This is a genomic window from Flavobacterium sp. N502536 (assembly GCF_025947345.1).
Lineage (GTDB): Bacteria > Bacteroidota > Bacteroidia > Flavobacteriales > Flavobacteriaceae > Flavobacterium.
Map to the genome: position 1 here is coordinate 2,648,604 of NZ_CP110011.1, position 24,326 is coordinate 2,672,929.

Consider the following 24,326-nt stretch of genomic DNA (forward strand, 5'->3'; position numbering starts at 1 on the left):
TGAGCTACCCAAAAATAAGGGAAAATAATTGAGGTTATAACTTTTTAATTTTAAATAAGTTATCGAAAAATGTGAATTTTTATTGATTTTTTTTGCCGAAAAGCTTGCTTTTAACTGAACTTATGTTCTATATTTGCACCACAGTAATGCGAAAGTAGCTCAGTTGGTAGAGCTCCAGCCTTCCAAGCTGGTTGTCGCGAGTTCGAGCCTCGTCTTTCGCTCTAAAAAAACCGAGATTTAATCGTTTCGGTTTTTTTAACAAAGCTAAATAATTTTTTATTTTTATTTTTTTTAATGATTTAAATTATTTATATTTGCACCCTGTAAATGCGAAAGTAGCTCAGTTGGTAGAGCTCCAGCCTTCCAAGCTGGTTGTCGCGAGTTCGAGCCTCGTCTTTCGCTCTTTAAAAATCCTCAAACATTTGTTTGGGGATTTTTTGTTTTTAGTCATAATTGGTCCGCACAAAAAAACAATACGCGGATTATACTGATTCGTTTTACGAAAACGCGGATCAGTGCGGATTTTTTATATTATCCGTATGAGGATAACTTGTATTCTTTTGGAGAATCCGTTTTTATCAGCGTTTTAGTGGAGCAAATCCGCGTTATCTGTGTTTTTTTTAATCAGATTCAAAAGGGAAAAAACAAACTCCAGATCTTTATATCTAATTGCTTAAAAAATTGGAATTTGGAATTTAAAAGATTGGGATTTAAGATCTGTGGAATTTCTTGTGCTCTTCATAGTTGAAAAATCAATACGCGGATTATACTGATTCGCCAGGCGAAAGCGCGGATCGACACAGATTTTTTATATTATCCGTTTTTATCAGTGTTTTCGTGAAACGAATCCGCGTTATCTGCGTTCTTTTTGGGTTAGGTAAGGAGAAAAAAAATCCAAATCCCAAATCTTTCTATCTAATTGATTAAAAAATTGGAATTTGGAATTTAAAAAAATTGGGATTTATAAAGCTTGAATTTTTACTTCAGATTGCTTAAATCACTTTCTGTTTCTAATTCTGTTGGAACTTCGTTTTGTAGAAACAAACGAGCCTGCAGGTTTCCTTTTAAGGTAATTTTGTCGCCTTTAACTTCCAGCCAGCTGCCTTCTCGTAAGCCTAAAACCGGAATTGCATTAAAGGCATGAAACTCTTTAATTCGCGTTTCTCTTGTTTCTCCCATGTGTTTCGATTGCAGGTCCGGGTCTAAGTAATGCGGGTTTAGATTGAAAGGGATTAAACCCAGTGTTTGAAAACTTGGCGGATAAATGATTGGCATATCATTAGTGGTTTGCATAGACAGACCGCAAATATTACTTCCGGCACTAGTTCCTAAATAAGGTGTTCCGTTTTTTACAGTTTCAGAAAGAAGCTGCATAATATTGTGTTTGTACAATTGGGTTACCAGTAAAAAAGTATTTCCTCCTCCGGTAAATATTCCTTCTGCATTTTTCAGGGCATCTTCTGCACTTTCAAATTCGTGAATTCCTTTAACAGAAATGTTGATTGAGGTAAAAGCTTCTGAAACCTTTGCGGTATAATCATCATGTGAGATGCCTCCGGGACGGGCAAACGGAATAAATAAGATGCTGGTACAGTTTTTGAAATGAGATTGTAAAGTAGGGAGTAAATACTCTAAATAGCTGCCTTCGTGAAGGGTAGAAGTGCTGGCAATGATAATGCTTTTCATATAATTTAAACTCAGGTTGAACCGGTTAAAGATATTAAAAACTCTCTCTTTACAGCCTCTTCGTTGAGTTTAATTAACATATTTTTACCAACTCCTTAGTATTAAATTTGGAGAACATTAAGATATTTTTACAGCTTTAAGAAAAACGCTAAAAAATTGTTATCGATGCATAAGGTTCTCTGTTTTTTGGTTATTGTTTTAGGGCAAACCGGTTGGTCTCAGGCTCAGGACAAGGCTGTTTTAAACGGAAGGATAACTTCTAATGCCACTGATTTGGAAGGAGTTTATGTCATCAATGCCCGGACAGAGGTAATGACAACAACAACTGCTTCGGGAGCGTTTTCAATAGCTGCCAAGGCGGGCGATGAGCTTGTTTTTTCATCTGTATTATTCAGGGAAAACAGGGTGGTGTTAACGGCAGAAAACTTTTCGGATATCAATTTTACGGTGAAACTCAATATGGTGATGCATCAGTTGCAGGAAGTTATCGTGAAAAATTACAGTAATGTCAATGCTGTTTCTTTGGGAATTATTCCTGCTGGGCAAAAATCATATACGGCAGCCGAACGAAAATTGCGTACGGCTACCGATTTAAATGCGACGGCAAGCGCAGGAGGTATGGTGGGAGCTTCTGTTTCTGCTGATCCTTTATTGAATTTCTTTTCAGGACGTACCGCCATGCTTAAAAAAGAAGCAGTGGTAGAGAAAAAAGAGGCTTTTATGAAGCTTTTAGAAAAAATGTTTACACTCGAGCATTTTGTGGATCGCTTGAAAATTCCTCTGGAATATGTAAAAGGATTCGAATATTACGCAGTAGATAATGATAAGTTCACGGTGATTCTGAACTCTAAAAACAAAACTTCTACTGAGTTTTTATTGGGAGAATTGGCTGTTAAGTATAAAGAAATAATTGCAAGTGAAAATAAATAAAATCATATACATTGCCCTGCTGCTGTTGGTTCAGTTGGGTTTTACGCAGAATAAAACTTCGAAAGAAATTTTTGGACAAATTTTCGAGCAGTCTACTTCGGTTGACGCGGTAAATATTATTAATAACGCGACCCAGGTAACGGCAGTTTCAGATGCAAACGGGATGTTTTCGATTGTGGTAAAAGAAGGAGATGTTTTGGTGTTTTCGGCTGTAAATCTGGAGGGGTATAAAAGAAGGATTACAGCGGAAGATATGAATTCGGCTTTGCTTCGCATTAAAATGACAGCCAAAGAGGTAGAGCTTAAAGAGGTAGTGGTGAATGAGAATGCTAATATTACGGCTGAAAATTTAGGGATAATTCCATACGGGCAAAAAAAATATACGGCCGCAGAGCGAAAAGTGTATACGGCAACTTCTACTTCGGTAGACAAATTACTCAATAAGATTTCCGGACGAACTGCAATGCTTAAAAAGGAAGTTAATGTCGAAAAGAAAGAGATGCTTTTTAGGAAAATGGAATATCTTTTTGAGGAAAATTATTATACGGATCGATTGAAAATTCCTGTAGCAGATATTAAAGGATTTCAATTATATTGTGTAGATGATGCTGAATTTGCCGTATCTTTGGATACTAAAAACAAAACAATGAGTATGTTTTTATTAACCGATCTAGCCCGAAAATATCTAATAATTCTCGAAAATGAAAAATAGCCTAACTGTATTACTTATAAGCCTGGTTTGTCAAATTGCACTGGGACAAAACTCAAGAAAACCATTGCACGGACAAGTTACAAACAAATCGCTTGCCATTGAAAGCGGTTATGTAATGAATGTAAATGCCAATGTCAGAACCTTTATCGGTTCAGGCGGATTGTTTGATATCATGGCAAAACCCAAAGACACCTTGTTGTTTACAGGATTGGCGTTTCAATCTAAAAAAATTGTGCTGACGGAAAAAGATTGTGCCGAAATTTTGCTTTCCGTGCCTTTAAATCTGATAAGCAATGAGCTGAAAGAAGTTTTGGTGCATAAAGATCTTAAAGTGAAAGCACTTGGGGGAGGTTCGCAGAAATATGCTGACATGCAATTTGAGGATGATAAACAGTCTACAGCCAAAAATATCACAATGTATTCCGATCAGACTATTAAGTACGGAATGGATTTCGTTAGAATTTTTAAAGATGTTAAAAAGCTGCTCTCTAAAAATGAGGACGTAAAAGAAGAAGTTATAACCGATATGGCTTTTATCGAATATTCAAGATCCAATTTTAAAACAAATTTCTTCACAGGTACGCTGGGATTAAAAGAAGATGAAATTGAATTGTTTTTAATGTATTGCTCAAATGATCCGGAATCAAGAAAACATCTTGAGCCTGAGCAGAAATTTGAATTGATTGATTTCTTAGTCAATAAAAACAAAGAATTTAAAAAAGTGAAAGTTTCGCAGTAATGAAAAATAAAGTAATCTATCCTTTACTTAGCATCTTGTTTTTGTCGCTTACTGCTTTTGCATTTCATAAGTTTTATGTGGGCGTTTTTCAGGTCAATTATGCGGCTGAAAAAAAGATGATTCAGATTACTTCCCGTATTTTTATTGACGACCTGAATAATGGTATGGAGAAAAAATACCATAAAAAAACATTTGTAGGAACCGATAAAGAAACCGAGGCGGATGTAGAGTTGTTGAAAAGATACCTTTCAGAAAACTTTAGCATTAAAATAAACGGTCAGTCAAAGCCTATTACTTTTCTGTCTAAAGAAGTAGAAGCCAGCGATGTTTTGGTGTGTTATTCCCGTATAAAAGACATTGATAAATTCAAAACCATTGAGATTTCAAACACGATTTTGGTGGATTGGAATGCTGAGCAACAGAACATTACGCACATTACGGCATTTGGCAGTAAGAAAAGTGTTCTGTTTACAGAATCTTCGAGGAAAGAATTGTTAAAGTACTAGATAATATATAAAATTATTATTTTAAATTGTTATTTTCACACCCTGACAAAATTACCATTAAAATTTTATGAAAAAACTTTCATTATTGTTGATTTTTCCTGCGATGCTTATCGCTCAGGACAAAACAGTTGCTCCAAAGCAGCAAGGGAAGTACGATACGAACAAATTCAGCCAGATGTACGATCTGTTAGCTACTCCAAATATGTTTCGTACGGCTTCGGGAGCACCGGGTCCGGCCTATTACCAACAGCAGGCAGACTATAAAATTGATATTGAATTAGACGATAAAAAATCAAGAATAGATGGTTCTGAAGTAATAACCTATTCTAATAATTCTCCTGATGTTCTGGAGTATTTATGGATACAGTTAGATCAAAATCAGGCCAAAGCAAACGGTCAGACCTCTTTGGCGGAAAGTGAAAAAATCAATCCTGTTTTGCCTTTGGATGGGTTTTCAAGCAAATATTTGAAAAAAGACTTAGAGCGTGGTTTTAATATCGTGGAGGTAAAAGACGTAAAAGGAAATCCAATGTCGTATACCATCAATGAAACGATGATGCGTATTAACCTGGCAACCCCGCTAAAACCGGGGGAGAAAATTTCACTGGCGATCAAATGGTGGTACAACGTTAATAACTATAGAAAAGAAGGCGGCGGACGCTCCGGTTATGAGTCATTTGACAAGGACGGAAATAAATTATATGTAATTGCTCAGTTTTATCCAAGAATGGCCGTTTACAATGATGTAGAAGGCTGGCAGAACATGCAGTTTTGGGGAAGCGGAGAATTTGCACTGCCTTTCGGTAATTTTGATGTAAACATTACAGTTCCTGCTGATCATATCATTGATGCTACGGGAGAATTGACAAACAGAGCCGAAGTTTTCACAGCAGAGCAGGTAAAACGTTACGAATTGGCTCAGAAATCATTTGACAAACCTGTTGTAATTGTAACACAAGCCGAGGCTGAGGCAGCAGAAAAAGGTTTTTCGGAAAAGAAAAAAACATGGAGATTTAGTGCGAAAAATGTACGTGATTTCGGAATTGCTTCTTCAAGAAAATTCATTTACGATGCAATGGCTGTAAAAATAGGAAACAGAGTCGTGATGGCGGAGTCTGTTTATCCAAAAGAGGCAAACCCTTTGTGGGGAGAAACTTCTACAATGGTGGTAGCACACACTCTAAAAAGTTACTCAGCACACACCTTTGATTATCCTTATCCAAAAGCAGTATCTGTTTCGGCAGAAGATCAGGGGATGGAGTATCCAATGATTTGCTGGAATTATGGTCGTCCGGATGAAAATGGAGTGACCAGCAAAGAGGTTAAAAACGGAATGATTGGTGTTGTGATTCACGAAGTGGGGCATACCTTTTTTCCAATGATTGTAAACTCAGACGAACGTCAATGGAGCTGGATGGATGAAGGATTGAACTCGTTTTTACAATACATGGCAGAACAAGAGCGTGATCCGAGCTTTCCTTCACGACGTGGTCCGGCAAAAAATATTGTTCCTTATATGAGTGGAGATCAGAAATTTTTAGAGCCTATTATGTCTAACTCTGAAACCATTCATCAATTTGGAAATAACGCTTATGGAAAACCGGCAACGGGTCTTAATATTTTAAGAGAAGTTGTAATGGGAAGAGAATTGTTTGACTATGCTTTTAAAACATATGCCAACAGATGGAAGTTTAAGCATCCAACCCCAGAAGATTTCTTCAGAACTATGGAGGACGCTTCGGCAGTTGATTTAGACTGGTTTTTTAGAGGATGGTTTTATTCTACAGATTTTGTAGATATCGGAATCAAAGAAGTAAAACAATATTATGTTTCTGAAACTCCAACAGCAGATATTAAAGACATTAAAGTTAGAAAAGGACGTTTTGGATTTGATAAAGGACCTTTTGTGTATTTAGTTGCCGGTGATAATGCTGAAGTAAGCGCTTCAAGCAAAAAAGCTTTGAAAGTACAAGATGTAAAACTATTGTCAGATTACGTTAGTCAGACTTTTACGGCAGAGGAAAAAGCCAGCCTGAAATCGCCTAAATACTTTTATGAAGTAGAGTTTAGTAAGCCGGGTGGAATGATTATGCCAATTTTGGTTGAGATTACTTACGAAGACGGTTCAAAAGAGAATTTCCAGTATCCGGCTCAAATTTGGAGAAAGAATAATGATACTGCCAAGAAAGTGTATGCCACTGAAAAAGCAATCAAAAGCATTCAGATAGATCCGAAATTAATGACCGCCGATATTGATGTAACCAACAATAGCTGGCCGAAAGTAGAAGAAAAATCAAAATTTGATTAAGAATAAGCTTAAAAAAAGGCTGTCTCATTTTTGAGACAGCCTTTTTTTTATAAATTAAAATCTTTCACAAAGGAACTGTTTTCTTTTGTCTGAAATTGCTCCGGCGAAGCAAAACGTTTACAGGATATGTAATTTATCGGTATCCAAAAGCTCCAGCGGAGCGGAAATCTTTATAAACGATTTCTTTTTTTAAGTAAATTTTAAAACGGTCCGTTGCAAAATTTAATATCTTTGTGACACACAAAAATAAAAGATATGTTTGGTATAGGAGGAGGAGAATTAGTTTTTATACTGTTTATAGTACTAATGCTTTTTGGTTCAGATAAAGTGCCTGAAATCGCCCGTACAATGGGTAAAGCGATGGCGCAATTAAAAAATGCAACTAACGATATTAAAAGCGAAATTCAAAAGGGAGCTGAGGCTAATGGTCTTGATTCAAGATCACTTACAGATATAACAGGGAATATCAATGCACAGATTAATGATGCCAAGAGTAATCTGATGGGAGACTCTGCTAATTTATTAGGAGATACCGCTACAGAAATAGACAAAGTAAAAGAAGACATTGATTTAATCTCAGGACCTGTAAAACGCCAAAGATAATATGCTTGAAAAAATACAAAAATTAGACACCGAACTATTGGTGTATCTTAACGGTTTAGGTTCTGAAACATACGACAAACTTTGGCTGATTATTACCAGTCAATTGAATTGGACTCCTCTTTTTCTGTTGTTCTTTTACGTGATTTATAAAAAGTTGGGAGGCAAACAAACCTTATATTTACTGCTTTTTATAGCGGTTCTGATCACATTTACAGATCAGGTTACCAATTTGGTAAAATACACCGTTCAGCGATTGCGACCATGTAATAATCCTGAGATTAACACCATTATTCGTGTGGTACAGACTCGACAATCATTTAGTTTTTTCTCTGGTCATGCAGCCAATACTATGGCAGTAGCTACTTTTTTATACTTCATTTTACGAGATCGTATTAAATATTTGGGGTTCATCTTTTTATGGCCCTTGATTTTCGCTTATAGCCGAATCTACCTGGGATTGCATTATCCGGGAGACATCCTGACTGGTTATTTCGTTGGAGCGCTTTTCGGATCCTTACTTTATTTGGTATACCGTAGGTTGAAACCACAATATTTTCCGGGGTAGTTTTTTTTGGAGGTTCTGAGGGGCTAAGATACTAAGGTTCTAAGTTTTTTTTTCGAGAAAACTTAGAACCTTATTTGTTTAGTGTTTTAATTATTGTGTTGAATTGTCTCTGATAGAATATAATTGAAGGTTCTGAGGCGCTAAGGGTCTAAGTTTTTTTCTTGATTTGTCTCCAGCTTTAGCTGGAGAAATATATTTTTAGAAATACAAAAAGGCTTTAGCCGAATTAAACTGCATTTAATTCGGCTAAAGCCTTTTCTTTAATCCTAATTTTATACTTCAGCTAAAGCTGAAGGCAAGTCATCAATCAGCCAGAAAAAAACTTAGAACCTTAGTATCTCAGAACCTTAGCACCTCCTCTAAAGCACTCTACTAACCGTCAACCCATCACGAATAGGCAATAAAACTGTTTCGACTCTTGGATCATTTTTCAGGAGTAAATTGTACTCTAAAAGCACTTTGGTGCTAATGTCATTCGGATGAACCGGTTCCAGTATTTTTCCACTCCATAAAACATTATCGGATAAAATAATACCGCCTTTGTTCATCTTCGGAACAATCATTTCCCAATAATTCAGGTAGTTTTCTTTATCGGCATCAATAAAAACCAAATCAAACTTAACATCCAGAGTCGGAATGATGGTGATAGCTTCGCCTAAATGCTGGAAAATTTGTTTTCCCCAGGGAGATGCGTCAAAGTATTTACGTTGAAAATCTACTAATTCTTCTTTGATGTCAATGGTATGAAGTTGCCCGTTTTCCTGCATTCCTTCACACAAACACAAAGCGGCATAGCCGGTATAAGTGCCAATTTCAAGAATATTCACAGGACGAATCAATTTAGATAACATGCTTAACACACGGCCCTGAAAATGTCCGCTAAGCATTCTTGGCAGCAGTATTTTCTGGTACGTTTCTTTGTTAAGTTTTGCTAATAATTCCGGTTCATTCTCAGAATGTTGTTCGATATAATCTTCGAGGTCTTGTGAAATAAAATGCATCGTGTAGTATCTTCTAAATTTGAGTGTAAAAATACAAAAATATCGGTTCGCTTTTGGGTATAAAAAAACCATTCGTTGTTAGCGAATGGTTTCGTTTTAGAATCAGAAGGGACTATTTTTTCAAAGCGTCTTTAACTTCTTTGGCAGTTTTAACAGTTCCGTCTTTAGCTGCTTTGGCTGCATTTTCTACTTTTTCAGCGCCTTTTTTAGTCGCGTCTTTTACATCTTCAGCTGCTTTTTTTGTAGCATCTTTCACGTCTTCGGCAGCATTTTCAGTTTTGCTTACAGCACTGTCTTTTACTTCTTCAATATCTGTTGTTAAAGAGTCAACCTTGTTGCCAAGAGTTAATTCTTCTTCTGCAGGTTTTGGTTCTTTCTTTTCGCAAGATTGAACACCGAATGCTAATAAAGCGATAACAGCCAGACTTAAGATTTGTTTTTTCATAATGAATTGATTTTTTAGATTGATAAAATTTAAAGGTTATAAAGCTGAAAAATAAAGATACACATTTTAAAATTGCTGAGCTCTTTGTAAGATTATTTTCCTTTTGAGTCCAAGACAATTCTCGTGCCAAAAATTTAAGTTTTGAAAAGTTGCACTCGTTTTTTTAAGGAAGTTTACTTTTAGAAGAGAAGCATATGCTGCTGTTCCTTTAATTCTAATCGATGGCCTTTAAATTATTGTTTGATCAACTCGTTGGTGAGTAATTCATAAAAAAAAGATTTAACACATAGCAACATAGGTTTTTGGGGCAAAAAAGGGAATGAAAAGTATATTTCTTTCACATAAAAGAAGTAGGTGTATTTTAAATAAAGAGAAATACTTTTTTAGGGATGCAGAACATATGTTGTTATGTGTTAAAATGGATTACACTGAACGGCTTACTTAACCACTAAAACATTTTCATTTTTTACATAATCAGTTAAAGTAATATTGAAAAGCACGGTTATTTCTTTACCGGCTCTAACAACTCCAAGAGCCGCTGATGGGGTTGTCATTTCAAAATCAGCAAAAGTCATTCGGTTGGATCCTTGTAATGTAAAAGTGTCATTGTTGTAGGTTGTTATTCTTACCTGGGTTCTGTAATCCTTACTCACGCCAGCGATGGTATAGGTTCCGGTAAGAATCCAGGTTGATTCGTTTACTTTCTCGGCAGCTTTTAAGACATACTTGATGTTTTTGTATGTTTTTGTTTCGAGCGTTGTATAAGCCACATCATCCATACTGCCTTTGCTGCTTTTTATGCTTTCTGCTAATAAGGAAACTGTTAGATTTTTAATATCTGTTATTTTCGAATCGGTAACAGTCAGGTAAGCGCTGCCGGATGCTTCTGATGATTTCATTACCCAATCGTGTATGTTGGAGGTTCCCGCAACTTCGAAAGTTGATTTGGATAGGGTATATTTTCTTTGAGCGTTTACTTGTATTGCTAATGTGATGACTACTGCGAATAAAATTGATTGAATCGTTTTCATTTGTACGTGGTGTTTATTTAGTTAAATTTAAGTTCAGGTGATAATTCAGCTTGGTTTTTATAGCGAATTACTTTCTTTTTCTTAGATCAAATTTATCACGAACGAATGGCAAAAGAACTGATAAAAATCATGGTAAAGATTTTATTTAAAGCTTATAATAGAAAGGAAAAATGAGCTTCCTCAGAAGTGTTTGGTAGAAAAAGTTTCAAGAAGACCTTTTCGGTTATTGATTTTTAAACAAGAATGACTTTAAAAACCAAAAAAAAGGACAAAAGTGATTAACTTTGCAGCATGCAAATGGAGAAAAAAGACATACGAGCCTTATCAAAAGATCAGTTACGCGATTTTTTTGTCGCTAATAATGACAAAGCTTTTCGTGGAAATCAAGTCTATGAATGGTTGTGGAGCAAAGGAGCGCACAGTTTTGATGACATGACCAATGTGGCCAAAACAACCCGTTCTATGCTCGAGGATAATTTTGTAATCAATCATATTAAGGTTGATACGATGCAGCGCAGCAGCGACGGAACGGTAAAAAATGCTGTTCGTTTACACGATGGTTTAGTGGTAGAATCGGTATTGATTCCAACAGAAACCAGAACAACTGCTTGTGTTTCAAGTCAGGTAGGATGTAGTTTAGATTGTAATTTCTGTGCTACTTCACGTTTAAAAAGAATGCGAAATCTGGAGCCGGGAGAAATCTACGATCAGGTTCTTGCCATAGATAAAGAGAGTCGTTTGTATCACAATCACCCCCTTTCGAATATCGTTTTTATGGGAATGGGAGAGCCTTTGATGAATTACAACAATGTAATCAAAGCCATTGACATGATTACCTCACCGGAAGGTTTAGGGATGTCTCCAAAACGTATTATGGTTTCGACCTCGGGAATTCCGAAGATGATTAAAAAAATGGCCGATGATGATGTAAAATTCAAATTGGCGGTTTCACTGCATTCTGCTATCGATGAAGTGCGCGCACGAATTATGCCTTTCAGTAAAAATTTCCCGTTGGCTGATTTGAGAGAATCACTGGAATACTGGTACAGAAAAACCAAAAATAAAATTTCGTACGAATATGTAGTCTGGAAAGGCATCAATGATGACAAAGCTTCGATTGATGCTTTGGTAAAGTTTTGCAAATACGTTCCATGTAAAGTCAATCTGATCGAATACAATCCGATTGATGATGGCGAATTTCAGCAAGCTTCAGAAGAATCGATATTGGCCTATATAAAAGCACTCGAAAATATTGGCGTAGTCGTAAAAGTACGTCGCAGTCGCGGAAAAGATATCGATGCCGCTTGTGGACAGCTGGCAAACAAAGAGGGATAGATAGCGTTTCGTTCGGTAAATAAACAATACAATTGATTTTTTTGCCAATATCGTTTCAATCCTAAATTCAAATCGGACTTAATAGAATGTTTCATCCTGTTTTTTTACATTAGTGTATAAATTATTGATATACTAATGTAAAATACACGGGGTTTTTTTATTTAAAATAGTATATTTGGGATCGAAATGAATATTACTTCTCAAATAAAACAGCCCATTTTTAACGAGATGGAACTTTTTGAAAAAAAGTTCCATGAATCGATGACCTCAAAGGTGGCTTTGTTGAATCGTATCACCTATTATATCGTAAACCGAAAAGGGAAACAAATGCGTCCGATGTTTGTTTTTCTAACCGCTAAAATGGTTTCTGAAGGTGTTGTAAACGAGAGAACGTATCGTGGTGCTTCTGTAATTGAACTTATTCATACGGCTACTTTGGTACACGATGATGTGGTAGACGATAGTAACCGTCGTCGTGGATTTTTCTCGATTAATGCGCTTTGGAAAAATAAAATTGCCGTTTTGGTTGGAGATTATTTACTATCCAAAGGACTTTTACTCTCTATAGACAATGGTGACTTTGATTTATTGAGAATCATTTCTGTCGCTGTTCGCGAAATGAGCGAAGGCGAACTACTTCAAATCGAAAAAGCCAGAAGACTCGATATTACCGAAGAGGTTTATTACGAGATCATCCGAAAGAAAACTGCAACACTTATTGCAGCCTGTTGTGCACTTGGGGCAAAATCGGTAATTGAAGACGATGCTCAGGTCGAAAACATGAGAAAATTTGGCGAACTTATCGGAATGGCTTTTCAAATCAAAGATGACTTATTTGATTATAGCGAAGAAGCCATAGGTAAACCAACCGGAATCGATATTAAAGAGCAAAAAATGACTTTGCCCTTAATTCACGTATTAAATACTTGTACCCCGCAAGAAAAAAAGTGGTTGATAAACTCCATCAAAAACCACAATAAAGACAAAAAACGCGTCAAAGAAGTTATTGCTTTTGTAAAAGGGAATAACGGATTGGCTTATGCCGAACAAAAAATGGTGCAATTTCAGCAGGAAGCGCTTTCTTTATTAGAGAACTTTTCGGATTCTGAGTTTAAAGATGCCCTTGTTTTAATGGTAAACTACGTTATAGAAAGAAAGAAATAATCTTTTTTTAATTAAATAATTAGGAAATTTGTTAATTAGATAATTGATTTACTTTGTTGTATATCAGTGGCTTATTTGTGTTTGTTGGAATTTGGATTTTTTTTATTGAAATTTTTCACTATTTCATGCAACCATTTCAAAACGTTATGCGTCTATGCTAATAGAAGTCTGTTACTAAACCAAAACCAAATGCTTATTAATGAAAATTATTCACCTACATCAGGAAGAAACTGAAATTATAAGGTTGGCAGTCGATAATAATCGACAGGCACAACAGCAAATATACAGTCGGTTTTCTTCAAAAATGTTAAGTGTTTGTCGACAGTATATAAAAGACATTCAACTGGCAGAAGATGTAATGATAACCGCTTTTATGAAAGTGTTTACAAATTTAAGCAGATTTGAACATAAAGGAAGTTTTGAAGGATGGGTCAGGCGGATTATGGTGAACGAATGTATCTCTTATTTGAGAGTTCAGAAAAAAGTAAAATTTAGTGAAGAAGAAATTTACATCGAAGAAAGTTTCAACGCAATTGACAGTCAGTTTTCGATAGATCAGATTCAGTTTTTAATTGATGCTTTGCCCGACGGTTATAAAATGGTTTTTAATTTATATGCCATAGAAGGATACAAACACAATGAGATTGCCAAGATGTTGGGGATTAATGAAGGGACATCGAAATCGCAATTATCGCACGCCAGAAAGATGCTGCAAACACAAATTACAATTTTAAAAAGACAAGATAATGGAACCGAATAATTTTGAAAAGGATTTCCGTGAAAAACTAAATCAGCGTAAAATAGAACCAAGCGATAAAGCCTGGGATCGATTGGATGCGATGCTGAGTGTTGCTGAGGACAAGAAAACAACGATTGACCTTCGTTCACGACAAACCGGGAAAAAGAAATGGATGTATGTTGCGGCAAGTTTGGTTGGGTTTTTACTGGTTGGAACCTTCTTCTTTAATCAGAAGAAAAACGCAGACCAAATGCCAAAAGAAGCAATTGTTATTGAAGAAAATGCAAAAAAAGACTCTGTTGTACAGCCGGCTTTAAATATACAGGAGGCGGTTAAAGACGCAGTAGCAATTTCAAAAGAAAAAGAAGTTAGGAATGCAATTAAACCAGAAAACCATCAAATTTCAAAACCATATAAAACCATTAAAAATGAATCAAATCAAATAGCGGAGTCTTCAATCATCATCAAAAACAATCCCAAAAAACAATCAACGCTTACCCAGACCTTAGTTGGGGAGCAGCCTAAAAAAGAAACGGTAGAGCAGCTGTTGCAATCGCCAGAAAAAACGGTTGTCGCTGAAAATTCGGTCAAACCAAAATCAAAACTAAGAGTCAATGCTAGTGACTTGCTGAATCAGGTCGATGGCGAACTGGAACTGTCGTTTCGTGAAAAAGTAATTACAAAAGTCAATAAAAATTACGAAGCGGTAAAAGTGGCTTTGGCCAATCGAAACCAGCAGGAATAAAGTTTCAAGATCCAATCGGGAGCGCTCGGGTTGGGGGAAAATCAAAAAATCAAAAATCAAAACCATAATTCCGACAGCTGTCGGGCAGGCTTTTAGTGCCAATTCCGAATCAAATTAATAAGGTATAAATCATCAATCAACAATCAATTTTAAAAAGAAAACAGTCATGAAAAAATTTACCATTCACCTCGTTATTTTAGTCTTCTTATTTGTGAGTAAAGTACTCGGACAGGAGACTTTTGAATCAAGAGCTAAAAAAATAGCCCATAAAATAGAAAAGGTTACCAAAGAAGAAAAAGAAAATTTGAAAGTAGAAGTTGAAGCTGTAAATGTGCAATTATCCGAAGGGAAAATTACTCACGAGCAAGCGGACAAGCGCAAAAAAGAACTGGCAGAAGCCAGAGCGGTAATTATCGAAGAAAAAGTAACGGCAGCACAAAACGAACTAAGTGATCTGGTACAGCAAAAAGTTGACGGAAAGATCAAAGAACAGGATTCTTCACGTATTTATACCATTCGCTGGAATACGAAACGCAGGAGTAAAGATTCTATCCACGGTGAGCGAAGAACCACATCACAATTTGTATTTGCAGCAGGATTGAATAATATGATGGTTGATGGTAAATTACAGGATTCTAAATATAGGTTTACAGGATCGCATTTTTACGAATGGGGATTTACCTATAATACCAGGTTAATGAAAAACGATAATTTGTTGCACGCTAAATACGGATTGTCTTTAATGTATAATAATATTCGCCCGAGAGATAATAAATATTTTGTAGTCAATGGAAACCAGACAGAATTGCAAACCAATGCGATTCATTTAGATGAATCCCGTTTTAGAAATGTGTACATCGCAGTGCCAATTCATTTAGAGTTTGACTTTTCAAGACCAAAAGTAAGCAACGGAAAAACCTATTTCAGAACCCACGATAGCTTCCGTTTTGGAATCGGAGGTTATGCAGGAGTCAATGTAAAATCAAAACAAATTCTAAAATATGATCAGGACGATTTAGATTATAAAACCACAATAAAAGGAGATTATAATGTGGATAATTTTATTTACGGATTGAGTTCTTACATTGGTTATAAAGAAATGAGTTTGTATTTGAAATACGATTTAAACCCGTTGTTTAAAAACAATACCGTAAAAGAAAATAATATTTCATTGGGGTTAAGATTTGATTTTAATTAAGAATACAATTGATTAGTTAGTGAGAAGAGCGTTTCGAAAGAAGCGCTTTTTTTTGTTTAAAATTGCCTGATTTCATGGGGGATTTGTGTACTTTTACAGACTTCAAATTTTATAAATATTTTACGTTTTGATTTCACAAAGTACAATTGATTCTGTTTTTGAAACTGCTCGTGTAGAGGAGGTTATTGGTGATTTTGTTAATTTAAAACGAGCCGGAAGTAACTTCAAAGGCTTAAGTCCGTTCTCAGATGAGCGCTCTCCGTCGTTCATGGTATCACCTGCAAAAGGAATCTGGAAAGATTTTAGTACCGGAAAGGGAGGGAATTCAGTCAAATTCCTGATGGAACACTCGCAGTTCACCTATCCGGAGGCGATTCGATACCTGGCAAAAAAATACAACATAGAAATAGAAGAAACGGAGCAGACCGATGCTGAAAAAGCGATGACTGATGTCCGTGAAAGCATGTATCTGGTTTCGGAATTTGCCAAAGAATATTTTCATAAAACACTTCTCAATTCAGAAGAAGGAAAAGCAATTGGACTTTCTTATTTTAAAGAAAGAGGTTTTACCAATGAGACCATCAAAAAATTTAGTTTAGGTTATTCGCCGGAAACCTGGGATGCCCTTACCAAAGAAGCTTTGGGTAAAGGATACAAACTGGAGTTTCTGGAAAGCACGGGTTTAACAATCGCAAGAGAAGATCGTCCGTTTGACAGGTTCAAGGGGCGTGTTATGTTCCCTATTGAAAGTATGTCCGGGCGTGTTTTGGGTTTTGGAGGGCGTATTTTAACCAATGATAAAAAAGCGGCAAAATATTTAAACTCTCCAGAAAGTGATATTTACCATAAAAGTAAAGTGCTTTATGGAATTTTTCAGGCAAAACAGGCCATCGCGAAGCAAAACAATTGTTATTTGGTTGAAGGGTACACCGATGTAATTCAGTTTCATCAGGCCGGAATCGAGAACGTTGTGGCTTCATCGGGAACCGCTTTAACACCCGATCAGATTCGTTTGGTCAATCGATTAACGCGAAATATAACCGTTCTTTTTGATGGGGATGCTGCCGGATTACGAGCTTCCGTTCGAGGAATCGATTTGATTCTGGAAGAAGGTATGAACGTAAGAGTTTGTGCTTTTCCTGACGGAGAAGATCCGGACAGTTTTGCGCGTAAAAATTCGCATGATGATCTTGTTGCTTATTTAGAAGAAAACAGTAAAGATTTTATACAGTTTAAAGCCTCTCTTTTGATGAAAGAGGCTAAAAACGACCCTATAAAAAAGGCCGATCTGATTCGGGATATGGTCAATAGTATTGCTAAAATTCCGGACCGCATTCAGCGTGAAGTTTATACGCAGGAATGTGCCAGAATTATGGATATTTCTGAGCAGGTTTTGGTGAGTACTTTGGCGCAGCTCATTCAAAAGGATATTGCCGAAGTCAATAAAAAACAAAAGCAGGAACAAAAGCCTTTTGAAGTTTTCAGGAATCAAAGTCCAAAAAATACCGGCTATTCAGGAGGTGATCCCGATGATCCAAGAACTGGACCGCCCGAAGATTATTATCCGGGAGAGCCTGGATTTGCTCCACAGGAATCGGCTGAAAAAGTGGATATTTTATACCGTTTAGAACGTAAAGTAATTGAGATTTTATTGCTTTATGGAGATAAAACGGAAGAATTTGAAGATGTACTTTTGAAAAACAACGATGAAGGCGAAGTTGTAATGGTCTCTGAAATGAGAGAATACAAAGTGTATGAGCGTATTTATTTGAGTTTACAGGAAGATGAAGTAGAGCTTTCGAACAATTTGTTCCGTGACATCTTTACCGATTTAATTGGGTTTTACAATCAGAATGAAAAATTCAGTCTTGAACAATATTTAATGCGTTTGCAGCCTGACTTTGCTCAGGAGGTTACGGATATTTTAATGGAAGATGAAAAGTTAGCCCTGCACGATTGGGAAGGTCAGAACATTTTTTCTAAAATGAAACACGAAACCATTGCGCAGTATGTTACCGAAACGATTATGTCGATGCGTTGGTTTTTGGTTGATAAAATCATCCATGAATTAAAAAGCTCTATAAAACCTGATAATTCAGATAATACAGAGCTTTTGTCTATGGTTGTCGATTACTCAAAATTAGTTAACTCATTCTCGAAAAAACTGGGTAGAGTAATGTCGAGATACCATTAAATAATTTCTAAAGTCTTAGCTTTGTTTACTAAGTCAACTAAATTAGTAACATTTAATTTAGTCAATAATCTTAATTTGTAAGTACTGATTGTTTTTTCGTTCAGATTTAAGATTTTAGAGATTTCATTGTTTTTCTTACCATCACTTAAGTAACGTAAAACTTCGATCTCGCGATTTGAAAGTTTTCTGTACAAACGCTCGCTTTTGCTTTGTTTAGCAATAAGCGCCATGTTTTTGCGTACTGTTTCGTTGATGATAATTTTTCCTTCGTGTACCTTAATAATAGAAAGACCTAAAGTTTCAAGTTTTTCTGTTTTGTGTACGTAACCGGAAACTCCTGCTTTGATAGCATTTGGAGCATACATTTGTTCAGCGAGGTCACTAAAAATTACAATTTTTGTTTTTGGGAAATTTTTCAGGATGGATTTTACTTCAAAAATACTTGAAAGTCCTTCCAGTTCCAGATCTAGGATCAGGATGTCGATTTCTTTCGTTTGAAGGATATCTCTAACCATTGAAAAATTGCCGACGTTGGCAACAATTGAAATTTGATCGTGGTCTTTAAAATAAGACTTAACGCCAAAGTGAGTCACAGGATGATTGTCTGCAAGACATACTTTAATCATAATTTTTACCTTTTTTAGAATTGTTCATGTTTTTGGAACTGTAAAATTAATAAATAAATTCTGTAATTAATTGCAGACAAATGTTAAAAAGTATTATTTTAACGTTTTTGGTATGATACAGACCGGAATTGGGTCCATTTTATGCTTGTTGCTGGTGTTTAAACGTTTATAAATTTCAAAGACAATTTTCTCTCTTCCACTCAGATCAGCTCCCGTATTTCCTGACTCCGAGGTCAACATTGCCCATTCCAGTTCGTCATAACTGGCACCTAATTGGTCCTCATCGGTACGGTTGTCGCCAAATAATCCATCAGTAGGAGCTGCGGTTAAAATTGACTCCGGAATTGTTAAAAATGCTCCTAAAGCGTATACATCTGACTTCATTAAGTCGGCAATTGGACTTAAATCGACTCCACCGTCTCCATATTTAGTGTAAAATCCTACTCCAAAATCCTCTACCTTGTTTCCTGTTCCTGCTACAAGCAAACCATGAATTCCTGCTAAATAATACAAAGAAGTCATTCTTAAACGGGCACGTGTATTGGCCAGCGATAAATTTACTTTTGCTTCGTCATTTGTTTGAGGTACAGCACTTTTAAAAGCCTCAAAAGTGGCGGTTAAATCGGTTTCTACACTCGAAACATTCGGGAAACGTTTCTGAAGCTGCTCAATATGCTCTCTTCCTCTTGAAACCTGATTTGCAGCCTGATGAATTGGCATTTCGACACAGAGGACTTTCAAACCCGTTTGCGCACATAAGGTAGAAGTGACAGCAGAGTCAACTCCGCCTGAAATTCCAATTACAAAACCATTAACTTTTGCCTGGGTAGCATAATTTTTTAACCACTCTACAATGTGGGCGTTTACTTTTTCTGTCTGAATGGTACTTTTTTTAGCCATAATAATTCAAGATTTAAGATACAGGGATGTATATTTGCACAAATATTTTTAAGCGCAGTTTGCTTAAAATATGAGCAACACAAATCTAATTAAAATAAAATGAAAATATATCGCTTAGCAGTGGTTCTGTGCTTGTTTTTTTTGTCCTGTGATCAAAAAAACAAAGTCGAAAAAGCAGTAGAAGAAATTCCGGTTGATATTAAAGTAGAGCGTTTTGACAAGGTGTTTTTTGAGACCAAACCAGAAGATTTGGCTAAAGTAAAAAAACAATATCCTTTTTTCTTTCCGGCAGGAAACGACGACAATATCTGGCTAAAAAAAATGCAGGATCCAATCTGGAGAGAAGTTTATACGGAAGTTCAGAAAAAGTACAGCGATTTTGAGCCGGTACGCAAAGAATTTAATACGCTTTTTCAACATGTGAAATATTATTTTCCTAAAACAAAAACGCCAAAAGTAATCACCGTAATTGGGGAAATGGATTATAATGCCAAAGCGATATACGCAGACAGTCTGGTAATTGTAGCATTGGAATTGTATTTGGGGAAAGAGCATAAATTTTATGAATTCCCAAATTACTTGAAACAAAATTTCGAAGAGAGACAAATTATGCCCGATGTGGTTTCGAGTTTTGCTTATCGAAACATTCCGGCCTTTCCGGATAAAAATTTAGTTTCTCAAATGATTTTTGAAGGAAAACAATTGTATGCAAAAGATTTACTGCTGCCGGATTATACCGATGCTGAAAAAATTGGTTATACCCCCGAACAGATAAAATGGAGTCAGGAAAACGAAGCGTATATGTGGCGCTATTTTATTGAGAATGAAATGCTGTACAGCGACGATCCAAAACTAACAGGCCGCTTTATAGCACCGGCACCATTTTCTAAATTCTTTTTGGAAATAGATAATGATACACCGGGTCGAATAGGAGCTTGGCTTGGATGGCAAATGGTACGGTCGTATATGAAGAATAATAACGTAACTTTGCCGGAATTATTAAAAACAGAATCAAAGGTAATCTTTGAAAAATCAAAATATAAACCTAAGAAATAATGTCAGATACAATAAAATCAGAAATTAGATTCAATATAGAATTAGATCAAAACCGCGTTCCGGAAAAATTATCCTGGACAGCAAAGGACGGCGGAGTAGAAGCGGAAGATGCAAAGGCAATTATGTTGTCTATTTGGGACAGTAAAGCCAAAGAAAGCATGCGTATTGATTTGTGGACAAAAGATATGCCGGTAGATGAAATGAAGATTTTCTTCCACCAGACTTTGGTTGCGATGGCGGATACTTTCAAACGTGCTACCGACGATGAGAAAATGTCAGATACCATGAAGGACTTCTGTGATTATTTTGCAGAAAAACTGGATCTGACTAAATAGTTGAAATTCCAAACTTTAAATCTCAAATTCCAATATCAAAAATCCCAAATTCCAATTGTAAGGATGGAATTTGGGATTTTTTATTGAATATTTTGGGATTTGGAATTTCCCTATTGGAATTTTTTTTATAAAAAAAAACAGTAGTTAAAATTCCAATATAAAAAAAATCCCAAGTTCCAATTGTAAGGTTGGAATTTGGGATTTCTTTTATTGATTCTTTTGGGATTTGGAATTTCCCTATTGGGATTTGGAATTTAAAACCCCGAGTTGTTTTTAAAAACCTCCTGGTTTACTTCGTCGATATACGCTAAAAGCTCTTCTTTTCCGATGGCCTCGGTAGACGAGGTTACGAAATATTGAGGCATTTCGGCCCAGTTATTGGCGAACATTTGTTTTTTGTAGGCTGCAATATGAGAATCGATTTTTACTTTGCTGATTTTATCTGCTTTGGTAAAGATGATGCAAAACGGAATTTCGCTTTCTCCCATATAAGACATGAATTCGATGTCAATTTTTTGCGCTTCATGGCGGATGTCAATCAAAACAAAAGCGCAAACTAATTGCTCTCTGGTTTCAAAATAATCCGTGATAAATTGCTGGAAAACAGATTTTGTTTTCTTGGATACTTTGGCGTAGCCATAACCCGGTAAATCGACAAGGAACCAATTGCTGTTAATCTTAAAATGATTGATTAACTGTGTTTTTCCAGGTCGTCCTGATGTTTTTGCTAAATTTTTATGATTGGTAAGCATGTTGATCAAGGAGGATTTACCTACGTTTGATCTTCCGATAAAAGCATATTCTGGTAAAAATTCCTGCGGGCATTTTGATACTTCAGAATTGCTGACAATGAATTCGGCGGTATTAATTTTCATGTTTTTTGTTTTTAAAACCTCCTAAAAGTCGAAAGTTAGATGCTATAAATTCTTTTTAACGAGCCATTCTTCCAGAATTTTGTTGAATTCCTGAGGATGCTCCATCATAGCAGCGTGTCCACATTTGTCTATCCAGTACAAAGTTGAATTAGGCAATAATTTATCAAATTCTTCGGCAACATTTGGGGGAGTAACAGCGTCATTTTTACCCCAGATGATACAGGTTTCTGTTGTCATTTTTGGTAAATCTTTGGCCATATTATGACGAATGGCGCTCTTGGCAATCGTCAGGGTTTTGATCAGTTTGATACGGTCATTAACGGTTGCATACACTTCGTCAATAAGCTCCGGTGTTGCAATTGCAGGGTCGTAAAAAACATCTTCAGCTTTCTTTTTGATGTATTCGTAATCGCCTCTTTTTGGATAGCTGTCTCCCATTGCGCTTTCATAAAGTCCTGAGCTTCCTGTTATTACCAGTCCGGCAACTTTTTCAGGATACAACTTTGTGTGATAGAGAGCAATGTGGCCACCTAAAGAATTGCCTAGTAATATAACCTGATCGAAGCCTTTAAAAGTAATAAAGTCTTTTACATACTTGGCAAAGCTTTTTACGTTCGTTTTTAAAATGCTTTGAGTGTATATTGGCAAATCCGGGATTACAACTTTGTATCCTTTTGGTGGAAAATATTCGGCTACAGCATCAAAGTTACTAAGGCCTCCCATTAAGCCATGTAAAATAACGATAGGAGTTCCTTCTCCAGCTTCATAATAGCTGTATTTGCCTTCTTTTTTGTAGTGTTTGTCCATTTAATTTAATGCCAATTTCAATTTGGACAAATATAGGGTTTAATAAATAAAAATGAATTTTTGCCACCGTTTTTTAACTAGATAATTTTAGTATAATTTCTAAGTGATTAAAAATCAGTTGAAATGGGTGTTTTTGATCGATTTTCTAAATGTTAAGAAACCAGCATAATAGCTAAATTTTTAAGAAAAATAGCGCGTATTTTTTTTGAATGATTAGTGTAATTGATGATTCGTTAATAATAAGTTAACGTATTGATTATGTATGGGTTAAGCGAAGTGGGAGGAAAGTGGTTAAACTTATTAACAAAGTGGTACATAGTGGTAAAATGTGGTAATATTTTTTATATTTTTGTCCTATAACATATTAATGAATTTTTCTTGAACACAATTGTCGGAACATATGAGTGTAAAGTCGATGCTAAGGGGAGGCTAATGTTGCCTGCGCCCTTGAAAAAGCAGCTGACTTCCTCTCTTCAAAACGGATTTGTTTTGAAGCGCTCCGTTTTTCAACAGTGTTTAGAATTGTATCCAATGGACGAGTGGGACCTGATGATGCAAAAAATCAACAAGCTGAATCGCTTTGTAAAAAAGAACAATGATTTCATTCGAAGATTTACTGCGGGTGTTAAAGTGGTAGAGATTGATGCATTGGGGCGATTACTGGTTCCAAAAGATTTGGTGACTTTTTCAGGTATTTCTAAAGATGTGGTTTTTTCATCTGCGGTTAATATTGTGGAGATTTGGGATAAGGATTTATATGAAAAATCAATAAGCGGCGAAGATATGGATTTTGCAGATCTGGCCGAAGAAGTAATGGGAAATATTAATGACGACGACAATGGAATATCATAATCCGGTTTTGCTTCATCCTACAGTTGATGGTTTAAATATTAAACCTGACGGCATTTATGTGGATGTTACGTTTGGAGGCGGGGGGCATTCAAAAGAAATTTTGAGACGATTAGGACCAAACGGAAAATTATTTGCTTTTGATCAGGATGAAGATGCACTTGCGAATGCATTACCAGATGAACGGTTTACCTTAATTAATGAGAATTTCAGATTCATAAAAAGATTTCTGCGTTTTCATGGTGTTAAAGGAGTAGATGGAATTTTGGCCGATTTGGGGGTTTCATCCCATCAGTTTGATGTTCCGGAAAGAGGTTTCTCGACAAGATTTGATGCTGAACTGGACATGCGGATGAGTCAGAAAAATGATTTAAATGCTTACCGGGTGGTTAACGAATATGAAGAACAGGATTTACGTCGTGTTTTTTTTGATTATGGGGAGTTGAAAAATGCTCCGGTTTTGGCAAGAACAATTGTGGAAGCCAGACAAGGTTATCCAATCAAAACGACAGATGAATTGAAAGAAGTTCTGGCAAAATATTTACCGGAAAGAGTTCGTAACAAAATATTGGCTCAAATTTATCAGGCGATCCGAATTGAGGTAAATCAGGAAATGGATGTTTTGAAAGAGTTTATCGAGCAGTCGTTAGAAATTTTAAATCCAGGTGGAAGATTTTCGGTAATCTCTTACCATTCTTTAGAAGACAGACTGGTAAAAAGATTTATCAAAAACGGAATGTTTGAAGGAGAGCCGGAAAGAGATTTTTACGGAAACTTTTCAGTACCGTTTAAAACAATCGGAAAGCTAATTGTACCGGACGATGCTGAGATCAAAATCAACAACAGAGCAAGAAGTGCAAAATTAAGGATTGCTGAGAAGATATAGTTTGTGAGATGTTGGTTGTGAAATGTGAGCTGTGAAATGTGAAATGTGAGTTTGAAACAACAACCCTAAACGATTAAACAGTTAAACGGTT

The 24,326-nt window shown here is 36.0% G+C and carries 25 protein-coding genes and 2 tRNA genes; 19 read left to right on the forward strand and 8 right to left on the reverse strand.

What is annotated here, in order from left to right:
- Positions 1 to 148 precede the first annotated feature (148 nt).
- Positions 149 to 221, forward strand: a tRNA-Gly gene (locus tag OLM61_RS11480).
- A 108-nt stretch (positions 222 to 329) separates the two neighbouring features.
- Positions 330 to 402 (forward strand) — tRNA-Gly (locus OLM61_RS11485).
- Between the two features lie 576 nt (positions 403 to 978).
- Here OLM61_RS11485 and pepE read toward each other — a convergent pair.
- On the reverse strand, positions 979 to 1,686 hold the full coding sequence (gene pepE, locus OLM61_RS11490) for a dipeptidase PepE (RefSeq protein WP_264522826.1): 708 nt from the start codon (positions 1,684 to 1,686) through the stop codon (positions 979 to 981).
- A 165-nt stretch (positions 1,687 to 1,851) separates the two neighbouring features.
- On the opposite strand from pepE, the gene OLM61_RS11495 reads away from it, so the two are divergent.
- The 7 genes from OLM61_RS11495 (at position 1,852) to OLM61_RS11525 (ending at position 8,049) form a co-directional block, all read left to right on the forward strand.
- The gene (locus OLM61_RS11495) at positions 1,852 to 2,616 is read left to right on the forward strand and encodes a hypothetical protein (RefSeq protein ID WP_264522827.1); all 765 of its coding nucleotides are present in this window, start codon (positions 1,852 to 1,854) and stop codon (positions 2,614 to 2,616) included.
- Positions 2,603 to 3,328 carry a carboxypeptidase-like regulatory domain-containing protein gene (locus OLM61_RS11500; RefSeq protein WP_264522828.1) on the forward strand — a complete coding sequence of 242 codons (726 nt, stop codon included), beginning with the start codon at positions 2,603 to 2,605 and terminating at the stop codon, positions 3,326 to 3,328. The genes OLM61_RS11495 and OLM61_RS11500 overlap by 14 nt, the downstream gene beginning before the upstream one ends.
- Positions 3,318 to 4,067, forward strand: coding sequence for a hypothetical protein (locus OLM61_RS11505; RefSeq protein ID WP_264522829.1), 750 nt, complete (start codon positions 3,318 to 3,320; stop codon positions 4,065 to 4,067). Before OLM61_RS11500 ends, OLM61_RS11505 begins: the two co-directional genes overlap by 11 nt.
- Entirely contained in the window at positions 4,067 to 4,573 is a 507-nt protein-coding gene (locus OLM61_RS11510; protein ID WP_264522830.1) for a DUF6702 family protein, read from the forward strand. The genes OLM61_RS11505 and OLM61_RS11510 overlap by 1 nt, the downstream gene beginning before the upstream one ends.
- Positions 4,574 to 4,640: 67 nt before the next feature.
- Complete coding sequence (locus OLM61_RS11515; protein ID WP_264522831.1) at positions 4,641 to 6,881, forward strand: M1 family metallopeptidase; 2,241 nt, start codon at positions 4,641 to 4,643, stop codon at positions 6,879 to 6,881.
- 255 nt (positions 6,882 to 7,136) lie between these two features.
- Positions 7,137 to 7,484, forward strand: a complete 348-nt coding sequence (locus OLM61_RS11520) for a twin-arginine translocase TatA/TatE family subunit (RefSeq protein WP_264522832.1) — start codon at positions 7,137 to 7,139, stop codon at positions 7,482 to 7,484.
- Position 7,485: 1 nt separating this feature from the next.
- A complete protein-coding gene (locus OLM61_RS11525; protein ID WP_264522833.1) occupies positions 7,486 to 8,049 on the forward strand; it encodes a phosphatase PAP2 family protein in 564 nt (187 codons plus the stop codon).
- 359 nt (positions 8,050 to 8,408) lie between these two features.
- Here OLM61_RS11525 and OLM61_RS11530 read toward each other — a convergent pair whose 3' ends face one another.
- The 3 genes from OLM61_RS11530 to OLM61_RS11540 all read right to left on the reverse strand — a co-directional run bounded on the left by OLM61_RS11530 (position 8,409) and on the right by OLM61_RS11540 (position 10,526).
- Complete coding sequence (locus OLM61_RS11530) at positions 8,409 to 9,050, reverse strand: O-methyltransferase (RefSeq protein ID WP_264522834.1); 642 nt, start codon at positions 9,048 to 9,050, stop codon at positions 8,409 to 8,411.
- 112 nt (positions 9,051 to 9,162) lie between these two features.
- The gene (locus OLM61_RS11535; RefSeq protein WP_263362776.1) at positions 9,163 to 9,495 is read right to left on the reverse strand and encodes a hypothetical protein; all 333 of its coding nucleotides are present in this window, start codon (positions 9,493 to 9,495) and stop codon (positions 9,163 to 9,165) included.
- Positions 9,496 to 9,932: 437 nt separating this feature from the next.
- On the reverse strand, positions 9,933 to 10,526 hold the full coding sequence (locus tag OLM61_RS11540) for a YceI family protein (protein WP_264522835.1): 594 nt from the start codon (positions 10,524 to 10,526) through the stop codon (positions 9,933 to 9,935).
- A gap of 291 nt (positions 10,527 to 10,817) precedes the next feature.
- Here OLM61_RS11540 and rlmN point away from each other — a divergent pair, with 291 nt between their 5' ends.
- The 6 genes from rlmN (at position 10,818) to dnaG (ending at position 17,901) form a co-directional block, all read left to right on the forward strand.
- Complete coding sequence (gene rlmN / locus OLM61_RS11545) at positions 10,818 to 11,861, forward strand: 23S rRNA (adenine(2503)-C(2))-methyltransferase RlmN (RefSeq protein ID WP_264522836.1); 1,044 nt, start codon at positions 10,818 to 10,820, stop codon at positions 11,859 to 11,861.
- 186 nt (positions 11,862 to 12,047) lie between these two features.
- Positions 12,048 to 13,025: a polyprenyl synthetase family protein gene (locus tag OLM61_RS11550; RefSeq protein ID WP_264522837.1), complete on the forward strand. Its 978-nt coding sequence runs from the start codon at positions 12,048 to 12,050 to the stop codon at positions 13,023 to 13,025.
- 199 nt (positions 13,026 to 13,224) lie between these two features.
- Positions 13,225 to 13,785 (forward strand): RNA polymerase sigma factor, encoded by a 561-nt coding sequence (locus OLM61_RS11555; protein WP_264522838.1) that lies wholly within the window; start codon positions 13,225 to 13,227, stop codon positions 13,783 to 13,785.
- On the forward strand, positions 13,772 to 14,509 hold the full coding sequence (locus tag OLM61_RS11560; protein WP_264522839.1) for a hypothetical protein: 738 nt from the start codon (positions 13,772 to 13,774) through the stop codon (positions 14,507 to 14,509). The genes OLM61_RS11555 and OLM61_RS11560 overlap by 14 nt, the downstream gene beginning before the upstream one ends.
- 166 nt (positions 14,510 to 14,675) lie before the next feature.
- Positions 14,676 to 15,707, forward strand: coding sequence for a hypothetical protein (locus OLM61_RS11565; RefSeq protein ID WP_264522840.1), 1,032 nt, complete (start codon positions 14,676 to 14,678; stop codon positions 15,705 to 15,707).
- Positions 15,708 to 15,834: 127 nt separating this feature from the next.
- Positions 15,835 to 17,901, forward strand: a complete 2,067-nt coding sequence (gene dnaG / locus OLM61_RS11570; protein WP_264522841.1) for a DNA primase — start codon at positions 15,835 to 15,837, stop codon at positions 17,899 to 17,901.
- On the opposite strand, the gene OLM61_RS11575 is transcribed toward dnaG, so the two are convergent.
- A complete protein-coding gene (locus OLM61_RS11575; protein ID WP_026730588.1) occupies positions 17,898 to 18,527 on the reverse strand; it encodes a response regulator transcription factor in 630 nt (209 codons plus the stop codon). The genes dnaG and OLM61_RS11575 overlap by 4 nt on opposite strands.
- A 93-nt stretch (positions 18,528 to 18,620) precedes the next feature.
- On the reverse strand, positions 18,621 to 19,427 hold the full coding sequence (gene nadE, locus OLM61_RS11580; protein ID WP_264522842.1) for an NAD(+) synthase: 807 nt from the start codon (positions 19,425 to 19,427) through the stop codon (positions 18,621 to 18,623).
- Between the two features lie 99 nt (positions 19,428 to 19,526).
- On the opposite strand from nadE, the gene gldB reads away from it, so the two are divergent.
- Both gldB and gldC read left to right on the forward strand, forming a co-directional pair.
- Positions 19,527 to 20,483, forward strand: coding sequence for a gliding motility lipoprotein GldB (gldB, locus tag OLM61_RS11585; RefSeq protein WP_264522843.1), 957 nt, complete (start codon positions 19,527 to 19,529; stop codon positions 20,481 to 20,483).
- Positions 20,483 to 20,818: a gliding motility protein GldC gene (gldC, locus tag OLM61_RS11590; RefSeq protein WP_264522844.1), complete on the forward strand. Its 336-nt coding sequence runs from the start codon at positions 20,483 to 20,485 to the stop codon at positions 20,816 to 20,818. Before gldB ends, gldC begins: the two co-directional genes overlap by 1 nt.
- A 254-nt stretch (positions 20,819 to 21,072) precedes the next feature.
- Here gldC and yihA read toward each other — a convergent pair whose 3' ends face one another.
- Positions 21,073 to 21,693 (reverse strand): ribosome biogenesis GTP-binding protein YihA/YsxC, encoded by a 621-nt coding sequence (yihA, locus tag OLM61_RS11595; protein WP_264522845.1) that lies wholly within the window; start codon positions 21,691 to 21,693, stop codon positions 21,073 to 21,075.
- 42 nt (positions 21,694 to 21,735) lie between these two features.
- Positions 21,736 to 22,500, reverse strand: coding sequence for an alpha/beta fold hydrolase (locus OLM61_RS11600; protein ID WP_264522846.1), 765 nt, complete (start codon positions 22,498 to 22,500; stop codon positions 21,736 to 21,738).
- 378 nt (positions 22,501 to 22,878) lie between these two features.
- Between OLM61_RS11600 and mraZ the strand changes: the two genes are divergently transcribed.
- Together mraZ and rsmH are read left to right on the forward strand one after the other, a co-directional pair.
- The gene (gene mraZ, locus OLM61_RS11605) at positions 22,879 to 23,352 is read left to right on the forward strand and encodes a division/cell wall cluster transcriptional repressor MraZ (protein ID WP_173965548.1); all 474 of its coding nucleotides are present in this window, start codon (positions 22,879 to 22,881) and stop codon (positions 23,350 to 23,352) included.
- Positions 23,327 to 24,235 (forward strand): 16S rRNA (cytosine(1402)-N(4))-methyltransferase RsmH, encoded by a 909-nt coding sequence (gene rsmH / locus OLM61_RS11610; RefSeq protein WP_173965549.1) that lies wholly within the window; start codon positions 23,327 to 23,329, stop codon positions 24,233 to 24,235. The genes mraZ and rsmH overlap by 26 nt, the downstream gene beginning before the upstream one ends.
- The last annotated feature ends 91 nt before the right edge of the window (positions 24,236 to 24,326 follow it).